Origin of the sequence: Hymenobacter elongatus (assembly GCF_004745955.1) — a bacterium.
GTDB lineage: Bacteria > Bacteroidota > Bacteroidia > Cytophagales > Hymenobacteraceae > Hymenobacter > Hymenobacter elongatus.
On the sequence record NZ_SRLD01000026.1, the window covers coordinates 16,001 to 35,113 of the forward strand.

17 protein-coding genes are annotated in these 19,113 nt (G+C 61.0%); 10 read left to right on the forward strand and 7 right to left on the reverse strand.

Annotation, left to right across the window (positions count from 1 at the left end):
- Positions 1-12: 12 nt before the first annotated feature.
- The 6 genes from rsmI to E5J99_RS13590 all read left to right on the forward strand — a co-directional run bounded on the left by rsmI (position 13) and on the right by E5J99_RS13590 (position 4,350).
- Positions 13-711 carry a 16S rRNA (cytidine(1402)-2'-O)-methyltransferase gene (rsmI, locus tag E5J99_RS13565; RefSeq protein WP_135498356.1) on the forward strand — a complete coding sequence of 233 codons (699 nt, stop codon included), beginning with the start codon at positions 13-15 and terminating at the stop codon, positions 709-711.
- On the forward strand, positions 686-2,371 hold the full coding sequence (gene lnt, locus E5J99_RS13570; RefSeq protein ID WP_245318966.1) for an apolipoprotein N-acyltransferase: 1,686 nt from the start codon (positions 686-688) through the stop codon (positions 2,369-2,371). Before rsmI ends, lnt begins: the two co-directional genes overlap by 26 nt.
- A 115-nt stretch (positions 2,372-2,486) precedes the next feature.
- Positions 2,487-2,699: a hypothetical protein gene (locus E5J99_RS13575; RefSeq protein ID WP_135498357.1), complete on the forward strand. Its 213-nt coding sequence runs from the start codon at positions 2,487-2,489 to the stop codon at positions 2,697-2,699.
- 44 nt (positions 2,700-2,743) lie between these two features.
- Positions 2,744-3,583, forward strand: a complete 840-nt coding sequence (locus E5J99_RS13580; RefSeq protein WP_135498358.1) for an inositol monophosphatase family protein — start codon at positions 2,744-2,746, stop codon at positions 3,581-3,583.
- Positions 3,584-3,675: 92 nt separating this feature from the next.
- A complete protein-coding gene (locus tag E5J99_RS13585) occupies positions 3,676-3,873 on the forward strand; it encodes a FeoB-associated Cys-rich membrane protein (protein ID WP_210114448.1) in 198 nt (65 codons plus the stop codon).
- A gap of 135 nt (positions 3,874-4,008) precedes the next feature.
- Positions 4,009-4,350, forward strand: a complete 342-nt coding sequence (locus E5J99_RS13590; RefSeq protein ID WP_135498359.1) for a hypothetical protein — start codon at positions 4,009-4,011, stop codon at positions 4,348-4,350.
- A gap of 83 nt (positions 4,351-4,433) precedes the next feature.
- Here E5J99_RS13590 and E5J99_RS13595 read toward each other — a convergent pair whose 3' ends face one another.
- The 3 genes from E5J99_RS13595 to radA all read right to left on the reverse strand — a co-directional run bounded on the left by E5J99_RS13595 (position 4,434) and on the right by radA (position 8,678).
- Positions 4,434-5,456 (reverse strand): SPASM domain-containing protein, encoded by a 1,023-nt coding sequence (locus E5J99_RS13595; RefSeq protein WP_135498360.1) that lies wholly within the window; start codon positions 5,454-5,456, stop codon positions 4,434-4,436.
- Between the two features lie 171 nt (positions 5,457-5,627).
- On the reverse strand, positions 5,628-7,097 hold the full coding sequence (locus E5J99_RS13600) for a TlpA family protein disulfide reductase (RefSeq protein WP_135498361.1): 1,470 nt from the start codon (positions 7,095-7,097) through the stop codon (positions 5,628-5,630).
- 195 nt (positions 7,098-7,292) lie between these two features.
- Positions 7,293-8,678 carry a DNA repair protein RadA gene (radA, locus tag E5J99_RS13605; RefSeq protein ID WP_135498362.1) on the reverse strand — a complete coding sequence of 462 codons (1,386 nt, stop codon included), beginning with the start codon at positions 8,676-8,678 and terminating at the stop codon, positions 7,293-7,295.
- Between the two features lie 252 nt (positions 8,679-8,930).
- Between radA and E5J99_RS13610 the strand changes: the two genes are divergently transcribed.
- The 4 genes from E5J99_RS13610 (at position 8,931) to E5J99_RS13625 (ending at position 13,968) form a co-directional block, all read left to right on the forward strand.
- Positions 8,931-10,334: a sensor histidine kinase gene (locus tag E5J99_RS13610; RefSeq protein WP_167852122.1), complete on the forward strand. Its 1,404-nt coding sequence runs from the start codon at positions 8,931-8,933 to the stop codon at positions 10,332-10,334.
- Positions 10,335-10,588: 254 nt separating this feature from the next.
- Positions 10,589-12,250, forward strand: coding sequence for an FAD-dependent oxidoreductase (locus tag E5J99_RS13615; RefSeq protein ID WP_135498364.1), 1,662 nt, complete (start codon positions 10,589-10,591; stop codon positions 12,248-12,250).
- A gap of 252 nt (positions 12,251-12,502) precedes the next feature.
- Positions 12,503-13,336: a metallophosphoesterase family protein gene (locus E5J99_RS13620; protein ID WP_135498365.1), complete on the forward strand. Its 834-nt coding sequence runs from the start codon at positions 12,503-12,505 to the stop codon at positions 13,334-13,336.
- Positions 13,336-13,968: a hypothetical protein gene (locus E5J99_RS13625; protein ID WP_135498366.1), complete on the forward strand. Its 633-nt coding sequence runs from the start codon at positions 13,336-13,338 to the stop codon at positions 13,966-13,968. Before E5J99_RS13620 ends, E5J99_RS13625 begins: the two co-directional genes overlap by 1 nt.
- A 266-nt stretch (positions 13,969-14,234) precedes the next feature.
- On the opposite strand, the gene E5J99_RS13630 is transcribed toward E5J99_RS13625, so the two are convergent.
- From E5J99_RS13630 to E5J99_RS13645, 4 genes are all read right to left on the reverse strand, one after another.
- Complete coding sequence (locus E5J99_RS13630) at positions 14,235-15,620, reverse strand: lysophospholipid acyltransferase family protein (protein WP_167852123.1); 1,386 nt, start codon at positions 15,618-15,620, stop codon at positions 14,235-14,237.
- Positions 15,621-15,791: 171 nt separating this feature from the next.
- Entirely contained in the window at positions 15,792-16,862 is a 1,071-nt protein-coding gene (locus E5J99_RS13635; protein WP_135498368.1) for a chorismate mutase, read from the reverse strand.
- A gap of 170 nt (positions 16,863-17,032) precedes the next feature.
- Positions 17,033-17,875, reverse strand: a complete 843-nt coding sequence (locus E5J99_RS13640) for a prephenate dehydrogenase (RefSeq protein WP_135498369.1) — start codon at positions 17,873-17,875, stop codon at positions 17,033-17,035.
- Positions 17,872-19,062 carry a pyridoxal phosphate-dependent aminotransferase gene (locus E5J99_RS13645; RefSeq protein WP_135498370.1) on the reverse strand — a complete coding sequence of 397 codons (1,191 nt, stop codon included), beginning with the start codon at positions 19,060-19,062 and terminating at the stop codon, positions 17,872-17,874. The genes E5J99_RS13640 and E5J99_RS13645 overlap by 4 nt, the downstream gene beginning before the upstream one ends.
- Between the last annotated feature and the right edge of the window lie 51 nt (positions 19,063-19,113).

Genomic DNA, 19,113 nt, shown 5'->3' on the forward strand with positions numbered 1-19,113 from the left:
ACCTTTGCCTGTATGTCTGACTCGCCTGAAACGCCTACCGTTCTGTACCTCGTGCCTACGCCCATCGGCAACCTGGAGGATATTACCCTGCGGGCCATTCGGATATTGGGCGAGGTGGATGTGGTGCTGGCCGAAGACACCCGCACCAGCGGCCGGCTGATGCAGCATCTGGGTTTGAAAAAGCCGATGCTCAGCTACCACCTCCACAACGAGCACCAGACTGTGCAACGCGTGCTGGATCGGCTGGAGAAAGGCGAGAGAATGGCCCTGGTATCGGATGCCGGCACGCCGGGTATCTCAGACCCCGGCTTTCTGCTGGTGCGCGAGTGCCTGGCCAAAGGCCTGAAAGTGGAGTGCCTGCCCGGCGCTACGGCCTTCGTGCCGGCGTTGCTCAAGTCGGGCTTCGGGGCCGAGCGGTTTACGTTCGAAGGCTTTTTGCCGGTGAAAAAGGGTCGCCAGACCCGCATTCGGGAGCTGCAGCCCGAAACCCGCACCATGATTTTTTACGAGTCGCCCCACCGCATCGTCAAGACGCTGGAGCAGCTAAGCGAGGCGTTTGGGCCCGAGCGGCTGGCTTCGGTAAGCCGGGAGCTGACCAAGTTATTTGAAGAAACCGTGAACGGGACGCTGGCCGAGCTGGCCGCCGAGTTTGCGGGTCGTACCTCTATTAAAGGCGAAATCGTTGTTGTCGTTCAAGGAAATCGGGAATAGTACGTGGGGGCCGGCGGGGCTGGCTTTGCTCACGGCGGCAGTGTTGTGGGTGGGCTGGCCGGTGCACGCGGCCCCACTGGCCTTGCTGCTGCTGGTGGCCTGGGTGCCCTACCTGCGGCTGGAGCAGGTGCTGGTGCGGCAGCGCAGCAGCGGCTGGAAGGTGTTTCGCTACACTTACCTCACGCTGGTGCTCTGGAATTTGTTCGTAACCTATTGGGTGAGCTACAGTACGCTGGGCGGCGGCGTCACGGCCGTGGTGCTCAACTCACTGCTGATGTGCCTGCCCACCATGGCCTTCTACCACACCAAGCGGCTGGCCGGGCCGCGGCTGGGCTACGTTTCGCTGCCCATCTATTGGCTGGCCTTCGAGCAGCTGCATCTACACTGGGATTTCACCTGGCCCTGGCTCACGCTCGGCAACGGCTTTGCGCAGGCCAACCAGCTGATTCAGTGGTATGAGTACACGGGCTTTCTGGGCGGCTCGCTCTGGATGTGGGTGGTGAATATCCTCGTGTTCGGGGCGCTGTTTGGGCTGGGTACAACGCCGGAAAACGCCGCGCCGGTTGCGCCGCTCCGCCGCTGGCTGGCTCCGGTGCTGGCTACGCTGCTGCCCATCGGCCTGTCGTTTCTCATTGGCGCTACCTACCAGGAAAAGGGCAAATCGGCGGAGGTGCTGGTGATTCAGCCCAACGTCGACCCCTTCCAGGAGAAGTTTGAAGGCACGGTCAACTTCATTTCCTACGACGAGCAGCTCAGCCGCCTGATTCGGCTCACCGAGCAGCAAATGACAGCTCAGACGCGCCTGGTGCTCTGGCCCGAAACGGCGCTGGATGAGCCGTACTGGGAAAGCAACTTCGAAACCTACCCCAAGGTGCAGCGCGTGCGCCAGTTTCTGGCCGGCCACCCCGGCCTGGAGCTGGTAACCGGCGTGACGAGCGTGCTGGCTTACCCCAACAAGGAAACGGCCAGCACCACGGCCCGCTTCCGCGACGACCTAGGCTACTACGACTTCTTCAACACGGCCGTGCACTTTCCCAGCGCCACCGGCAAGGCGGAGTTTTACCATAAGTCGCGGCTGGTGCCGGGCGTGGAGGGCGTGCCCAACTGGGTGAAAGCCGCCACTATCGACTTGGGCGGCAATGCTGGCGGCTTGGGCAGCCAGGCCGAGCGCACCGTGTACCGCATGGCCGCCGCCGACTCGACCCTGCGGGTGGCCCCTGTTATCTGCTACGAGTCCATCTACGGCGACTTCGTGAACGAATACATCCGCAACGGAGCTACGCTCATCGGCATTATCACCAACGACGGCTGGTGGAGCGACTCGCCTGGTCATCAGCAGCACCTGCAATACGCGACGCTGCGGGCCATCGAAACCCGCCGCGACATTGCCCGCTCAGCCAACACTGGTATTTCGGCCTTCATTAATCAGAAAGGCGAAATTATGACCCAAACCGGCTGGTGGATTCAAACCGGCCGCCGCTACTCCGTGCGCCTGAATGAGGAGCTGACGTTTTATGTGCGCCACGGCGAACTGCTCGGTCCCGCCATGCAGGTGCTAGCCGTGCTGCTGCTCCTCGGCACGATGATTAGGAGTGTGAACCGGCGCTTTGCAGCCAAGCCCGACGAGGCGCCGCAAGCTGCCGTAGCGCGAATGTCGTAGGTCGCATAGTCCGCGTCGCCGGGGCGTTCTGGTAGGCGTTGGGAGAGTCGTGGCGGTGGGCGAGCGGTACCGTTTGCGCTACGGGCGCGCTGAATTTCGATCAAGCATAGTTGTAATGGAAACCCTGTCGCCGTGGCTGCTGCCGCTGATATTCTACACCATCATGTTCTGGCTCTACCGGTTTGCGGCGGGCCAGAATGTATGGGGCAAGCCGCGCCCGAACGTAGACGACGCCTGGCGCGCCACCCAGGGCCGCACCATCCGTCGGGTCATCATCATTATTTCCTTCGTATATCTGGTGCTGCTGCTCCTGCCGCTGCGCTCCTAATGCCAACCTGAACCCCGGCCCGGTTCGGGGAGTATGCTACCATCATGACTGATTTCACCCAACTCAGCTTCGGCCTGGCCGAGGTGTGCCGCCGCGCCGGCCAGTTTATTCGCCAGGAAGCCGCCTCCTTCGACCGGGGCCGCGTAGAAATGAAAGGCGTCCACGACCTGGTATCGTACGTGGATCAGGAGGCGGAGCGTCTGCTGGTGGAGGGACTGCGCGAGCTGCTGCCCACCTCGGGCTTTATTACGGAAGAAGGCACCACCGGCGGCAGCAGCCAGGCCACCAGCGCCGGCACCGACTACACCTGGATTATTGACCCGCTCGATGGCACCACCAACTTCGTGCACGGTCTGCCTTGCTATTGCGTCAGCGTGGCGCTGCTCCACCACGGCGAGCTGGTGGCGGGGGTGGTGTATGAGGTCACGCGCGACGAAACCTTCCGGGCCGTGCGGGGCGGCGGGGCTTTCTGCAACGAGCAGCCGATCCGGGTTTCCGACGCGCCCAAGCTCACCAACGCCCTCATTGCCACCGGCTTTCCTTACACGCATTTTGCGCAGCTCGATGATTATCTGCGCATCCTGGGGTCGTTCATGCAGCGCACCCACGGCGTGCGCCGCGTAGGCTCGGCCGCCGCCGACCTGGCTTGGGTGGCTGCCGGCCGCTTCGAAGGCTTCTTCGAATTCAACCTGAACTCCTACGATGTGGCGGCCGGTATTCTGCTGGTGCGCGAGGCGGGAGGGCGCGTCACCGAGTTTTTGCAGGATGGCGACCCGCTTTTCGGCCGGCAGGTAGTGGCCAGCAACAGCCACGTGCACGAAGAAATGCAACAGACCATTCGGGAGTTCTGGCAAGAGGAGCGTGGAGCCGCCTCGCAGGCCTAGTAGCCCTGGGAGCTGCTAGCAACAAGAGGCTGCGCTACCGGCCTGGGCGTTGCGGCAAACTTTTCTCGTTTCGTTGTAGTTTTGTGGTCGTTATGCTCTTCCAATACCTCATCATCGCCTTGCTATTTGTGGCGGCTACGTTCTACGTTGGCCGCATTTTCTGGCGGGCCTTCTTCGTCAAGACGGCTACTGGCTGCGCCAAAGGGTGCGGCGGAGCCTGCGGGACTATCGATGTGGACCGGTTGCAGCGCACCATCGAAACGGCGGCGGCCCGCGCGGGTGGTAAATAGCGCGCGCCAACTGCCCCTCGCAACTTGTGACAACCTGCCCCCGTGCCCGCTGCGTATAGCGGGCATGGGGGCTTTGGCATTTGCTCCTTTCCTATCCACGCTCTACATTGCCCCGCCAACCCGAACCCTACTACCATGCAAGACAAAGAAGAAGAACGCTCCCTGATTAACGTAGAGAAGAAGCTCAGCAAAGACGGCTTCACCCAGGATTTCAACGTGAGCGACGGGCGGCTGCAAACCATCGGTCACGACTCGAATAAAAGCTACGGCCCCGAGGAAGTGACCATCGTGGACTTCTACCGCTTCGAGGGCGAAAGTGACCCCGACGATATGTCGATTCTCTACGCCATTGAGTGCGCCGACGGCGTGCGAGGCACCATCTCCAATTCGTTTGGCACCTACGCCGACGCTACTACCGACGACTTCCTGCGCAAAGTGGACGACTTGGGCAAAAACCTGAAGAAGGCCCACAAGTAAGGAGGAAGTAAGAACTAAAAAATGGCCGTCCAACGATTCCACTAGGGATGTTGGACGGCCATTTTTTGATTCTATAAGTGAACTTACCCCCACACCTTGGTGCCTTCGGTGCAGTTGCGGCACATCTCTATCTGGTCGCGGCCTTTGAGCAGGGAAGCGCGAAACTGCCGGTATTTGGGCCCGTGCCAGAGCTGGCGGAAGGTCTCCGTTTTGAGGTCTCCCTGGCGGTATTCGGCGTCTTTGTCGAAGCAGCAGGGCACCACCAGGCCGTCCCAGGTGATGACGCAGCTGTGCCACATCTTCCAGCAGTGGTTCAGCATCTTGTTCTTGATGCTCCAGGTGCCGTCCACGTTGTTCTCGTAGCGCGAGTAGTAGTCGATAGTCGGGATGAGCGGGGAACCCTGCTGGTAGTCGTAGATCTGGGCGGTTTTAAACCATACATCATCCACGCCCAGCTCGTTGGCTAAGGCCTTGGCTTCCTCAATCTGGTGCTCATTGGGCCGCACCACCAAAAACTGGAAAATGATGCGCGGCGTGCTCGATTTCAGCTCTTTGCGCCACTTCACCACGTTTTTAGTGCCTTCCAGCACTTTATCCAGCTTGCCACCCACGCGGTACTGCTGGTACACTTCCTGCGTGGTGCCGTCCAGGGAAATAATCAGCCGGTCGAGGCCCGACTCTACGGTGCGGCGGGCGTTTTGGTCGTTGAGGTAGTGGGCGTTGGTGCTGGTAGCGGTATAAATGCCTTTGTCGACGGCATACTTCACCAAATCCAGAAAATTCGGGTGCAGATACGGTTCGCCCTGGAAATAGAAAATCAGGTACCACAGGCGCTTATGCACTTCGTCGATGGTGCGTTTGAACAGCTCGTCGGGCAGCATGCCGGTGGGGCGCGTGAAGCTGCGCAGGCCACTGGGGCATTCCGGGCAGCGCAGGTTGCAGCTGGTGGTGGGCTCGAAGCTCAAGGCCAACGGCAGGCCCCAGTGCCGGGCCTTGCCCGTGAGCTTGCTCAGGGCGTAGCCGCCCACCACCTGCGCCGTGTTCAGGGCGCGGCGCGGCGTGAGCTTGCTCAGGAAATTCAGACCGTCGGTAAGAGTAGAAGCCATTGGGCGTAAAGGTCGGGAACTGGGGCTGAAGTGCGGCACCTAACCCCAGCGCCAGAGAAAGAGTTTGATTCAGCACTGCTAATACCAGTTTCAGAAGCAGTTTAATTTCACAAAAAACGCCTCCCAAATAATCTGGGAGGCGTTTCAAAGGTAGAAGTCACAGGCTGTGAGCTACTTGCCCACCGAGGCGGGCAGCGTGCTGCTGTACGTAGATGCTTTGCCGAATGACTGCTTGATTTCGTCGACTGCGGCGCGACTGCTCAGCCGCTTGGGCTTGGTATTGAGGAAGGTACCGTCTTCGGCCAGCAGAAAATACGCCGGTACATCCTGAATGGCGTAGGCCCGGGCAATGGCCGAGCGCATACCGCCCGTGGCCCGCACATGCACGCCCGGCAGCTTTTTGCCGACGACCAGCTGCTTCCAGGCCGGCTCATTTTCGTCGAGGGCCACGTTAAGGAACACGATATTTTTCCCGTCGAACTTCTTGGCCAGGTCGGCCGCGTAGGGCAAGTCGCGCAGGCACAGGCCGCTGGTAGTGCGCCAGAAGTTGATATACACCAGCTTGCCCGCAAACTGCCGCAGCGTTACACTGTCGCCGGTAGCCGAAATCAGCTTGAAGCTGGGAGCCGGAGCTCCGATGGCAAATGCTTTGTGGGTTTCGAAATCGTGTTGCAGCAGCGGATAGAACCGGTTGTTGGTGTCGACGCTGCGGTAGTTTTCCAGCATGGTGGCCGACTGCCGCACATGCCCGAAGCGGAACGACTCCTGTAGCACCCGCCCCATAATAATAGGGCGAACCGGATCGGCCAGCTGGGTTTTGGCCATATCGTAGCACACCTGGTAAAAGTCGGGGTCGGAGCGCTGATGGCCCGTGGAGGTAGCCAAGTGATGGACGTAGTTGATCAAAAACTCCTGGTACATCTCGCTCTTCAAAGCTGCCGAGTTGCTGATTAAGGCTTTGTCATTCAGGAACTCATAGAAAGTCGGCGTCATTTTCAGTCGGCTCTCGGTGGCCACCACCTGCTCGCGCAAGTCGGGGTAGGTGAGCCGGTCGTTGGCGTAGCTGTAGTCAATTTCGGCTTTGGCGAACTCGCGGAAGGCTGGGGTCAGCTCGTTGTCCTGGCCGTAGTTCTCAAGAAACTTGCGCTCCTCTTTGCGGCGGTAATCGAGGAAGGAGAGAAAAGGCGCTTCGTATAAGTTGATATTGTCGGGGAGGACCTGGAACCCGTCGTTTTCGATAAACCGCTCATCCAGCTCCGATAAGTACGTATTGGCCTCGGCTCCTTTGCCCTTGTAACGCACCGTCGACGAGAGGTCGGTGCCCTTGAAACGGATTTCCAGCGCGTTGCCGGGCTCCAGAAACAGGTCGGCTACATCGTCGCCGTACACTAGGTCGGCGCGGGTAGGACCATTGACGGTTACGGCGAGGCGAAATTCTCCGCGGTTGTCTACCCGCGCGTAGGTAATCTGCTCCTTGGGGTCCAGCGGGTTTTCCCGAACCGATACGGCCACTGTATCGGCCGTTTTACTGCTGATTTTGCCGGTAAGCACCACGGTGCCTTGAGCTTTGCCTGCTAGAGGCAGGGCCAGCAGTGCGCCCAACAGCAGGCGGGGTATGTATGAGCGGAGAGAATATGCCATTGGTAGGGTAGAATCAAGCGCTAATCAATCAACAAATTCGCTTCTCCCCCGCTACGCTCCCAAAGCCGCGTAGACCAGGTGTTTCGCGGGAAAAGCCAATTCTTGTATCGAAGATACGGCATTCGGGTCAAGAAAGTCCAATCCAGATTTTGGCTTTTTTCGTAGCCCCCGCTCTGAATCGGGTTTTTGACGGTTTTACCCGAACAATCCACTCAAAACTTCATCTAGCCGCCCCACCGGCTGGGCCCGAATGCCGTAGCGGGCCAGGTCGAGTCCGCGGGCGTTGAACTGGGAGATGTACATTTCCTTGAAGCCCAGCTTTTCGGCCTCCGACAGTCGTTGGTCGAGCCGGCTCACGGCTCGTATTTCACCGCTCAGGCCCACTTCGGCGGCCAGGCATACGTTGCCCGGAATCGGCAGGTCGTTCAGCGACGACACCACGGCGGCACACACGGCCACATCCAGGGCCGGGTCGTCGAGGCGCAGGCCGCCCGCAATGTTGAGGAACACGTCGTGCTGCCCCAGGCGCAGGCCGCTGCGTTTTTCGAGCACCGCCAGCAGCATGTTCAGGCGCTTGGCGTCGAAGCCGGTGGCTGAGCGCTGGGGCGTGCCGTAGGTGGCGGGCGTCACCAGGGCCTGCACTTCCACCAGCAGGGGGCGGTTACCTTCCAGCGTGGCCCCGATGGCCATGCCGCTCAGGCTCTCGGTGCGCTGGCTGAGCAGGATTTCGGAAGGGTTGCTCACCTGCCGCAGCCCCGTGCCCTGCATCTCGTAAATGCCCAGCTCGGAAGTGCTGCCGAAGCGGTTCTTGGTGGTGCGCAGGATGCGGTAGCTCAGGTGCCGGTCGCCCTCGAACTGCAATACCGTATCCACCATGTGCTCCAGAATCTTGGGGCCGGCAATGGAGCCGTCTTTGGTGATGTGGCCGATGAGCAGCACCGGCACCCCGGTTTCCTTGGCATACTTGAGCAGCTCGGCCGTGCATTCGCGCACCTGGCTCACCGAGCCCGCCCCCGACTCGACCAAGCCGGAGTGCAGCGTCTGAATGGAATCGACGATAACCACATTCGGCTGCAGCTGGTCGATCTGCTTGAAGATGTTCTGGGTGTTGGTTTCGGTCAGGATGTAGCACTGCGGGTGCTGCGGGCCCAGCCGCTCGGCCCGCATCTTGATCTGCTGCTCACTTTCCTCCCCCGAAATATAGAGCACCTTCATTTGGCGTAAGCTCATGGCAATCTGGAGCATAAGCGTGCTTTTGCCGATGCCCGGCTCGCCGCCGATGAGCACCAGCGAGCCGGGCACGAGGCCGCCGCCCAGCACACGGTTCAGCTCGCCGTCGTTGGTGTCGAAGCGCGACTCTTCCTCGTAGTGAATCTCCCCGATGACGCGCGGCTTGCTAACGGTTTTGGTGCCGGGGCCCGATGTAGGCGCTTTCCAAGAGCCAGCGGCCTGGGTGTCTTCCTTCTGAATAACTTCCTCCACGTAGGTGTTCCACTCGCTGCAGCTGGGGCAGCGGCCAATCCATTTGGCCGATTGGGCCCCGCAGTTCTGGCAGAAAAAGAGAGTCTTGAGTTTGGCCATGAAAGGAAGAAAAGAGGAAACTAAAGAATGCGCGGCGCGGCTAAAAAGTTTGGCAAGAAACGAGTTTTTTCGGGGTGTAAGCGGTACTACCACAGACTCGGCCGGCCACGCGCGAGCTGCTTGGCCCGAGCCGCTGAAAGAAATAAAGTTTCGTCACTATTCATCCGTCTTATCTGGTATGTACACCCGGCTCACACGTGGCCGGCTCCTACGGTTTGCGCTATATTTCCTGCCCCTAACACACTCCCGCCCATGTCCACAACCCTTGCTGCCGCCGACTTGCTGGTTATCCCGACCTTCCAGGGCCTGCCGCCCCAGACGCTGGAGTGGCTGGTGGCCCACGGTGAGCGCCGCGACTATGCTCCCGACGAAGTGGTGGCGCGGCCCGGCGACGAGGCCGAGTACATGATGGCTATTCTGACGGGCGGGCTGCAGTTTTATGCCGTCCGTAATGGCCAGCGGGAGCCCGTCTTCCGGCTCGAACCCGGCCAGATCAGTGGCGTGCTGCCTTACTCCCGGCTGCGCACCATTGGGGGCTTCGGCGTGGCCGTCGGCGACACGATACTATATGTGCTGCACCGCAACCTGTTTCCGCAGCTTGAGCAGGCCAGCCCCGAGCTGGTGCAGCGCCTCGTGTCGCTGATGAGCGACCGGGCGCGGGAAGAGGCCCGGGGGCAGGAGCGCGACGAGAAGCTGCGGGCGCTGGGCAAGCTCTCGGCGGGCTTGGCCCACGAGCTGAACAACCCCGCCGCCGCTATTTCCCGGGCCGTAGAAGCCTTGCAGGAGCGGGCCGCCGCCAAGCCCGCGCTGCTGCTGGAGCTGGTGCGGCACTGCCCCGAACCCGGCGCGCTTCAGGCCCTAACCCAACTGGCTGTACCTGGCCACTCCCCAACGCAAGGCCTGTCGGCGCTGGCCTGTGCCGACCGGGAAGACGAAATTGCCAGCTGGCTCGAAGACCAGGGCGTGCCCGACGGCTACCGCCTGGCGGCCGGACTAATGGAAGCCGGCCTGACGCTGGCCACGCTGGAACCCGTAGCGGCGGCCCTGCCCAACGCCGCGCTGCCGGCCGCCTTTGCCTGGCTGGAAGGCCAGCTCATGATGCTCCACTTAATCGGGGATGTGCAGGAAGCCGGGGGGCGCATCAGTACGCTGGTGCAAAACGTAAAAACCTACTCCCACATGGACCGGGGCGGCGACTATGCCCTGCTCGACGTGCAGGCCGGACTGGAAAGCACCCTGAACATGCTGGGCTTTCCGCTACGGGCCAAAAACATCCGCCTCGTGCGCGACTTTGCTCCCGTGCTGCCAGCTATTCGCGGCCTGGTCAGCAGCCTCAACCAAGTGTGGACCAACCTGCTTGATAACGCCATCGACGCCTTGCCGCCGGGCGGCGAAATAGTGCTGCGCACCACGCTCGACGACGACTTCGTGCGGGTCTTCATTATCGATAATGGTCCGGGCATCACGCCCGAGGTGCTGCCCCGCATCTTCGAGCCGTTTTACACCACCAAGCAGGCCGGCGACGGCACCGGCCTGGGCCTCGACATTGCCCAGCGTGTTGTGCGTAACCACGGCGGCCGGCTGGAAGTACAGTCCCGGCCCGGCCGCACCGAGTTCTGCGCCTGGCTGCCGGTGGGTGAGGGCCTGAAGCTGTGAAGTCGTGAGCTTGCCGGTATGGCATTCAGCGTAAGCTAGTCCTTACTCGAGTAGGCCGGACGGATACCGATACTAGTGCCTCATCCTTAGAAGCTGTTTGAGTTAGTGAAAAAACTCCGGACCGGTCATGCTGAGCGCAGTCGAAGCATCTCTACCGCTTCGTTGAACGACTCCTACGAAGCGGTAGAGATGCTTCGACTGCGCTCAGCATGACCTTTTTTAATAACTCAAACAGCTTCTTAGTGCTTTCCCGCATGGCTACCGAAAAGAAACCCGTTTTACTCGCCGTTGATGATGACTTGCAGGTGCTGGGAGCCATCGACCGGGACTTGCGTAGCGAGTTCCGGCGCGACTACCGCGTGCTGCGCGCCAGCTCCGGGGCCGAAGCCCTGGCCACCCTGCGGGAGATGAAAGCCCGCAATGAGCCGCTGGCGCTGATTTTGGCCGACCAGCGCATGCCCGAAATGGAAGGAGTGGAATTTCTGGAGCAGGCCCGGGGTATTTTTCCGGATGCCAAGCGCGTGCTGCTCACGGCCTACGCCGATACCGAAGCCGCCATCCGGGCCATCAACAACGCCCGCCTCGACCACTACCTGATGAAGCCCTGGGACCCGCCGCAGGAGCTGCTGTTCCCCACCCTTCACGACTTGCTCAGTGCTTGGCAGGCCCAATACAAACCCCGGTTTCAGGGCCTGCGCCTGATCGGGTTTCAATGGTCGCCCCTGTCGCACGAGCTCAAGGACTTTCTGGCCGGCTACATGGCCGCCTACCAGTGGCTCGACTTCGAAACCAACCCCGAAGCCCAGATTCTGTTGAGCAGCACTGGTTTCAGTGCCGCCGATTTGCCGGTAGTAGTGCTGGAGGACGGCACGGCGCTGTCGCGGCCGGCGCGGGCGGTGGTGGCCGGGCATCTGGGGCTGGCCTCCGAAGCGTCGCAGGAGCTATACGACGTCGTTGTTATCGGGGCGGGGCCGTCGGGGTTGGCCTCGGCGGTGTATGGCGCTTCGGAAGGCCTGAAAACCCTGATTATCGAGCGCCAGGCGCCGGGTGGGCAGGCGGGCACCAGCTCCCGCATCGAGAACTACCTGGGATTCCCGACGGGCCTGAGCGGGGCCGAGCTGGCGCACCGGGCCTGGGCGCAGGCCATCCGGCTGGGGGCCGAACTGCTGGCTCCGCAGGAAGTGACTAAACTGTGCGTGCAGGACGGGTACAAGGTGCTGACGCTGGCCAACGGCAGCGAGGTGCGCACCCGCGCCGTGGTCCTCACCATGGGCGTTAGCTACCGCACGCTGGAAGTGCCGGGCATCGACCACCTTACCGGCGCGGGCGTGTATTACGGCGCGGCCCGCACCGAAGCCCGCTCCTGTGACCAGCAGGACGTATATATCGTGGGCGGCGGCAATTCGGCCGGGCAGGCTGCTATGTACCTGGCCACCTACGCCCGCAAGGTGTTCATCCTGATTCGGGGCGAGTCGTTGGCGGCTTCTATGTCGGCTTACCTGATTGAGCAGATCAGCCAGACGCCCGCCATCGAGATTTTGCCCTTCACCCAGGTGCGCGAAGTGCGCGGCCAGGACCATCTGGAGGAAGTCGTGATTCAGAACCGCGACCAGCTAGAAGTGCGACCGGCGCGGGCGCTGTTCGTGTTTATTGGGGCCAAACCCAGCACCGAGTGGATTTGCCAGACCGTGCTCTGCGACGGCAAAGGCTTCGTGCTGACTGGCCGTGACTTAGTAACTGATTCGCGCTTTGCCGCCAGCTGGAAGCACAGCCGGGAGCCTTACCTGCTCGAAACCTGCGTGCCCGGCATCTTCGCCGCCGGCGACAGTCGGGCGGGGGCCATGGCGCGGGTCGCCTCGGCCGTGGGCGAAGGCTCGATGGCCATTAAGTTCGTACACCAGTATCTGGACGAGTAATCGGAGGTTGCTAGCGTGTTGCTTTTTATGAGTTGCCGATAAAAAATCAGAAAAAGCTCAGAATTGACTCAACGTTCAAAAACCGTATTCAGCGTTGCCAGAGCCATGTTGGCCGGGCAACGGCGTAGGTAGCACGCCCAGGAAGTGGTATAGTTCAGCTTCCGGGCAGAAACACACTGCAGCCACAGGCAGTATACAGCGACGAATCTTTCCGCCGTTGGAGAGGTATTGTGCCGTTATAGTGCCGAGGTTATGTCACGAGGATTCCGCTTCCGAACCCCTTCTTCCCTGTTGCTGCTCACAGCCGCTCTTGCGCTCGGCAGCTGCGATAAGCTGGAATTTAGTCCCAACGACTACCGCGCCCCCGCCGAGGAGCGGGCGCTGACCGAGAAAAACCTGGGCCGCTTGCAGCAAATGCCGCTGCCCGTCGGCCAGGATACGCTGCGCTTCATCTTCACCGGCGACTCGCAACGCTTCTACGACGAGGTGGACGACTTGGTCGCCAGCGCCAATCAGCAGCCCGGTATCTCCTTTTTCGTCGTGGCCGGCGACATTTCCGACTTTGGCTTTGCCAAGGAGATGCGCTGGATCAACGAGAAGCTGCGCCAGTTGAAAGTGCCCTACGTAACCGTTATCGGCAACCACGACTCGGTGGGCAATGGCCGGGAAGCGTATAAAGAGATTTTCGGGCCGCTGAACTACTCCTTTATTTACGGCGACACCAAGTTCATCATGGTCGACACCAACGGCCGCGAGTACAACTTCGATGGTCAGGTTCCGAATATGCCGTGGCTGAACCGGGAGCTAAGCAACCTGGGAGGAGCCCGCCGCCAGGTCGTGATTTCGCACGTTCCGCCCCAGGATGCGGATTTTGACCCGGCTCTCCAGGCTCCCTACGCGCAAGCGCTACGTGAGACAAAGAGCCTGGTGTTTCAGATGAACGGGCACCGCCACAGCTCCAGCATCACGCAGCCCTACAAGGATGGCGTGTGGTATGTGAATGCGGATGCTTTTTCGGAGCGGCAGTATATGGTCGTTTCGGTGTGGGGTGACAAGCAGTTTCGGGTCAAACAGATCAAATTCTAATGAAGCGGCGCTTTTTTACCTTCTGTGCGCTGGCCGCCACAGCCCTGAGTGTGCCAGCAGCAGCGCTGGCTTCCGAGCCTACGCTCCCGGCTTCCCCAGCCGCCGCCGAGCCTAAGTCCTGGTATCGGCCGCGCCACTTGGTGCTGCAAACTGGCGGGGGCTTGGGAATGGTGGCGGTTGGAGCCGGCTACACCTATCTGAACGATAAGGTCGAAACCGATATTCTGCTGGGCTACGTGCCCAAGAAGTTTGCCGGCTCTACGCTCACGCTGGCTTCGGCCAAGCTCTTGTATTCGCCCTTCACTGTGCGCCTCTCCGACCAGTGGCAGGTGAAGCCCGTGTCGGTGGGCGCTTACCTGAGCTATACCCACGGCACGCTCAACGATGAGGAGCGCGGCCAGTACACCAAAGATTACTACTGGTTTTCGTCGGATACCCGCTACGGCCCGCTGGCTGGCGGACGCGTCACCTATGTGCGGCCTACCAAAGGCAACGGCCGCCCCCGCACCGTGTCGCTTTACTACGACTTAAGCTCCAACGACCTCTACCTGCACAGCTACCTGACCAATACCAAAGGCTTAAGCATCAGCCAGATTTTGGTGCTGGGCTTGGGCGTAAAGGTAGATTTTTAAGGGGCCGGTCAGCGGCAATCGTACGCAAAGCAACGTCCTGCTGGGCGGTGTGAACAACAGTGCTTTGGGGTATTTCCCCCTTTCTAGCCCGTCATGTCGAGCAGAGCGAGACATCTCGCGTGCCATAGTAATCGGATCTACTACCGCAGGCAAGACATCTCGCGTTGCTCGACATGACGGTCTTTTTACTTGTTGTCCACACCGCGTAGCAGGACGTTTCCTTTTCTGAGCGGTAACTTTTGGCCCCACCTAGTGGCGCAAGTGGTCTAGCTACCCACGTTGGCAGTAGCCGCCAGAAAGGCGGCGCGGGCTTCGCTGAGCAGGCGCAGAATGGCTTGCCGCTGCCGCAGCAAATCTTCCATCATGGGGCGCTTGGTGCGGAAAAGTCGCAGGGCACGCAGGCGTTGCAGGCGGCCACTCAGGTTGTTCCAGTAGCTCAGGGCATAAAAGCCGGTCGGAGCCAGGCTCAGGCCGTAGAGCGTCGTCCAGCGCCAGTCTTGGGTGAAATGGTGGACCAGTCCAATCTGCAGGGCGTAGCCTACGGTGAAGGTTATCATGCCCATAATCAGCATGATGGGGGCCACGAACTCCACGTCTTTCGTAGCACGCTTGGCCACCAGCGAAGGCAGAATGTAGGGAATGTAGTTGTTGATAACCCCGTACAGATATAGCGGCAGGCCCAGCACGAGCTTTACGCCCGAGGTAGCCGCCCGCGTCCAACGCATCCCGCTGCCCTTGCTCGATTCCAGGGCTTCATCGGTGAGGCGCAGCCGGTCGAGGTCGAGGAGGTAGGAGCCGAGCCGGTCGCGCAGGGCCAGCAGCCGGGCCGAGTCGTGCTTTTCGAAGTAGCTGATGGCTTCCGTTAGCGTGCGGCTCAGCTGGAAGTTATCGTAGAGCGTTTCCTCATCATCGGGCACGAGGTGCTCGCCAAATGTGCGCTCCACCTGCAACACCAGCTCATCCTCGGCCGCGTCGCGGGTAATAACCAGCCGCTGCTCCAACCGCCGCCTGATTTCCTCGGTCAGCGTGTCGGCCGCCGCCGTGGGGTCCAGGCGGTAGGCATCGGCATACTCGGCTACTACGATGGGCTGGCCCACGTTCACGAACACATCGGAGCGGAAGCGCGACGGATCGAAGTAGTTGATGCCCAGCGGTAAGATGCGCAAGCCCAGCTGAAAGTCGTGGCGCGCTTCGGCCCCGAGGGCAATGCGGGCCGCCCCGGTTTTGAGGGGCCGCAGGCGCCGCTCGCTCACGCTGGTGCCTTCGGGAAAAATCATGATGGTGCCACGCCGGTCGAGGTAGTCGTAGCAGCGGCCGAAAGTGGCTTCGTTGCGCTCGGCCAGCTCGGCGGGCGTCGTGGGCTCGGCCCCGGTGTCCAGGTCCTGGCGCCGGTAAATCGGGATGGAGTTGCCGGAGGTGAAAATGGCCCGCGAAATCGGGTTTTTGAAAAACGTGCTCTTGGCCAGAAAAGCAATAGGCTCGTGGCGGTGAATGGCCGCCACCAACGGGTCCATGAGCGTATTGGGATGGTTCGACACCATCACCAGCGGCCCGGAGAGCTCCAGCCGCTCGCGGTGGCGTACTTCCATCCGACGAAAAAATACGCGCAGCGCCACCTGCACCACGGGCTTTATGACAGTGTAAAAGAGCATAGGCCCTAAATACGGCCAAACGCCACAGACGGGCAAGTCGCCCCGCGCATTCGCCCGGAATTCGGCGAGGCAGCAGTTCATCGTGGCGCAGCAAAAGTCTGTTGATGCAAGACGAAAGAGCCCCAAACCACCTAAGGTCCAGGGCTCTTTCTGGCTAAGTCGATTCTGATACTACCGGTTCATGACTGAGTTCTGGTGGTTGATGGACTCGAGGTGGACCGCCGCGAAATATTGCTCCACAAACTCCGGCGTGAGACCAACAGAGTTGCCCTGCCGCTGGGCGCGCTCCAGCACTTCGTTCCACCGCGCGGTTTGCAGAATGGTGATGTCGTTTTCCTTTTTGTACTCACCAATTTTCTCCGCCACCGCCATGCGTCGCCCCAGCAACTGAATAATTTCGGCGTCGAGCTGATTGATTTGCTCGCGCAGGCTGGCCAACGCCGTAAGAAACTCGCGCTGGTCGGTGGTTTCGTGCCGCCACACCAGGGCCTGGATCAGGTCTTTGAGGACCTCGGGCGTGATTTGCTGCTTGGCGTCGCTCCAGGCCGCATCGGGGTCTTGGTGGCTTTCAATCATGTTGCCGTCGAAGCCCAGGTTCAGGGCCTGTTGGGCTACGGTGAACAGCGTGTCGCGGCGGCCGCAGATGTGGCTGGGGTCACAGAGCAAGGGCATGTCGGGATGGCGGCGCTTCATCTCGATGGGCAGGTGCCACATCGGCGCGTTGCGGTAGTCGGTGTTGCCGTAGCTGCTGAAACCCCGGTGAATAAGGCCCACTTTTTCCAGACCGGCTTTCTGTAGCCGCTCCACGGCTCCCACCCAGAGCTCCAGCTCGGGGTGAATAGGGTTTTTGACCAGCACCGGCACCTGCACGCCACGCAGCACATTGGCTATTTCCTGCACCGAAAACGGGTTGCCGGTAGTGCGGGCACCTACCCACAGAATATCGACGCCGAAGGCCAGGCAGTCTTCTACGTGCTTAGCCGTAGCTACTTCCACGGCAATGGGCAGGCCGGTTAGCTCGCTGGCTTTCTTGAGCCAGGGTAAGCCTTTGGTGCCCACGCCCTCGAAGCCGCCGGGCTTGGTGCGGGGTTTCCAGATGCCGGCGCGCAGGGCCTGCACCTTGCCGGTAGCAGCCAGGCGCTGGCAGGTATCGAGCACCTGCTCCTCGGTTTCGGCCGAGCAGGGACCCGAAATCAGGTAGGGCTTGTCGTTGGGCTGGCGGTTGAAAAGTGCGGATTGCATGAGTATGTTGGGGGTTGAGTTGCTGGGGATTGGTTGAAAAAAATCGTCTGTCATGCTGAGCGAAGCCGAAGCATCTCGCGTGGCGTCGGTGCAACGGTTACTCAACGAAGCGGGTGAGATGCTTCGACTTCGCTCCGCATGACGTTCTTTTTGTTTGGTTCAGGCCAGTCTTACTTCAAAATTTTGCTGATCAGATTGGCCTGCCGAATCTGTTGGTGGACGGCTGAAAAGTCTTCCTCGTCAATGAGCTGGCGCAGATGCTGAAGCTGTTTGATGTGCTCGTCGAGCACGTCGAGTACGTTTACGCGGTTCTGGCGGAAAATCGGCACCCACATATCCGGCGAGCTTTTGGCCAAGCGCACCGTGGACGCAAAGCCGCCGCTGGCCAGTGCGAAAATCTGTTGTTCCTCCTTCTCTTTTTCCAGCACCGTGAGGGCCAGGGCAAAAGAAGTGATGTGCGAAATGTGCGACACGTAGGCCGTGTGCAGGTCGTGGGCGGCGGCATCCAGGTATTCGATCCGCATATTGAGCAGCGAGAACAGTGCTTCAACCCGTGTTACGGCATCGGCGTCGCTTTGGTCGGCATCACAAATGACTAGGGTTTTATCATCGAACAGCTCCGACACGGCTGCTTCCGGTCCCGAATACTCCGTGCCGGCCATCGGGTGCACGGCCACAAACCGGCCCCGCTTCGTATGGCCCGCTACCCGCGCCAGCAGCATCGACTTAGTAGAGCCCACATCTATAACAACCTGCTGCTCTACCAGATCGAGCACCTGCGGCAACACCGTGAGCATGGCATCCATCGGCACGGCTACCACCACCAGGTCGGCCCGGCGCACGGCGGCGGCCAGGTCGGTGCTGGCCTCGTCGATGAGGTGCAGGGCCAGGGCTTTCTGCCGGTTTTCGGCGCTTAGGTCTACCCCGATGCGGTGCGTGGTAAGCCCTTTCTCCTTCAGGCTGATAGCCAACGAGCCGCCAATCAGGCCCAGGCCAATTATCGTTACAATCATGATGCGGTGGCGCTAAAAGTGGCGTTGCGGGCTTGCCCGATGCGGTCCAGGGCGGCCCCTAGCACGTCGATGGTCTGGCACAGGCTCACCCGGATGTAGCCGTTGCCATTGGAGCCGAAAATGCCGCCGGGCGTAAGGAAGACCCGCGCCGCGTGCAGCAGCTCGTCGCTCAGCGCGTAGCCATCGGCGTAGCCGGCCGGAATAGCCGCCCACACGAACAAGCCCACCTGGTCGCGGGCGAAAGTGCAGCCGATGAAGTCGAGCAGCTCGAATACCAGCTCGCGCCGCGCCCGGTAGTGGGCGTTCAGCTCGGCATACCAGGTTTCGTCCAGCCGCAGGGCCTCCACGGCCGCCAGCTGCACCGGCAAAAACATCCCCGAATCGAGGTTGCTTTTGAAGCGCAGCACTTCCTGCAGCAAGTCGGCGCGGCCGGCCAGCATGCCCACGCGCCAGCCCGCCATGTTGTGCGACTTGCTCAGCGAATTCAGCTCCAGGGCCACAGTCCGCGCGCCCGGCACCGCCAGCAAACTCTGCGGTGGTTCCTGGTTCAGAATGAAGCTGTAGGGATTGTCGTGCACCAGGAGAATATCGTGGGCGGTGGCAAACGCTACCAGCCGCGCGAAGAAGGCCGCGTCGGGTGGCGTGCCGGTGGGCATATGCGGGTAGTTGACCCACATCAGCTTCACCCGACTCAGGTCCTTTTGGGTCAATGCGTCCAGGTCAGGTAGCCAATTACTGCTGGCCGTCAGGTCATAATCCACCGGCGTAGCTCCGCTGAGCTGAGCCGCCGCGCGGTAGGCCGGGTACCCGGGGTTGGGAATCAACACCTCGTCGCCGGCCTCCAGAAACGTCATGCTGACGTGCATAATACCTTCCTTAGAGCCCAGTAGAGGCAGTACTTCCGTTTCCGGGTCCAGCGCCACGGCGTAGAAGCGGGCATACCAGTCCGCAATGGCCTGGCGCAGCGCCGGCACGCCTTTGTAGCCTTGGTAGGCGTGGGTGTTGGGCTGCTGGGCCGCAGCCGTCAGTGCGGCTACCACGGCTGGGTGCGGCGGCATATCGGGGCTGCCGATACCGAGGTTGATAACCGGCGCGCCGGCTTTGTTCAGCGCCTCGATTTCGCGCAGCTTCTGGGAGAAATAATACTCGCTGGTGTGCCGCAAACGACTGGCTACGGAGACTTGCATAGGTTGAATTTAGTCCGGTTTGCCCTACGGTGGCGCAGCCGAGGCTGGTTG

Coding starts and splice junctions, on each gene's coding strand:
- rsmI (WP_135498356.1), top strand. CDS start 13: ATGTCTGACTCGCCTGAAACGCCTACCGTTCTGTACCTCGTGCCTACG.
- E5J99_RS13575 (WP_135498357.1), top strand. CDS start 2,487: ATGGAAACCCTGTCGCCGTGGCTGCTGCCGCTGATATTCTACACCATC.
- E5J99_RS13580 (WP_135498358.1), top strand. CDS start 2,744: ATGACTGATTTCACCCAACTCAGCTTCGGCCTGGCCGAGGTGTGCCGC.
- E5J99_RS13585 (WP_210114448.1), top strand. CDS start 3,676: ATGCTCTTCCAATACCTCATCATCGCCTTGCTATTTGTGGCGGCTACG.
- E5J99_RS13590 (WP_135498359.1), top strand. CDS start 4,009: ATGCAAGACAAAGAAGAAGAACGCTCCCTGATTAACGTAGAGAAGAAG.
- E5J99_RS13595 (WP_135498360.1), bottom strand. CDS start 5,456: ATGGCTTCTACTCTTACCGACGGTCTGAATTTCCTGAGCAAGCTCACG.
- E5J99_RS13600 (WP_135498361.1), bottom strand. CDS start 7,097: ATGGCATATTCTCTCCGCTCATACATACCCCGCCTGCTGTTGGGCGCA.
- radA (WP_135498362.1), bottom strand. CDS start 8,678: ATGGCCAAACTCAAGACTCTCTTTTTCTGCCAGAACTGCGGGGCCCAA.
- E5J99_RS13610 (WP_167852122.1), top strand. CDS start 8,931: ATGTCCACAACCCTTGCTGCCGCCGACTTGCTGGTTATCCCGACCTTC.
- E5J99_RS13615 (WP_135498364.1), top strand. CDS start 10,589: ATGGCTACCGAAAAGAAACCCGTTTTACTCGCCGTTGATGATGACTTG.
- E5J99_RS13620 (WP_135498365.1), top strand. CDS start 12,503: ATGTCACGAGGATTCCGCTTCCGAACCCCTTCTTCCCTGTTGCTGCTC.
- E5J99_RS13625 (WP_135498366.1), top strand. CDS start 13,336: ATGAAGCGGCGCTTTTTTACCTTCTGTGCGCTGGCCGCCACAGCCCTG.
- E5J99_RS13630 (WP_167852123.1), bottom strand. CDS start 15,620: ATGCTCTTTTACACTGTCATAAAGCCCGTGGTGCAGGTGGCGCTGCGC.
- E5J99_RS13635 (WP_135498368.1), bottom strand. CDS start 16,862: ATGCAATCCGCACTTTTCAACCGCCAGCCCAACGACAAGCCCTACCTG.
- E5J99_RS13640 (WP_135498369.1), bottom strand. CDS start 17,875: ATGATTGTAACGATAATTGGCCTGGGCCTGATTGGCGGCTCGTTGGCT.
- E5J99_RS13645 (WP_135498370.1), bottom strand. CDS start 19,062: ATGCAAGTCTCCGTAGCCAGTCGTTTGCGGCACACCAGCGAGTATTAT.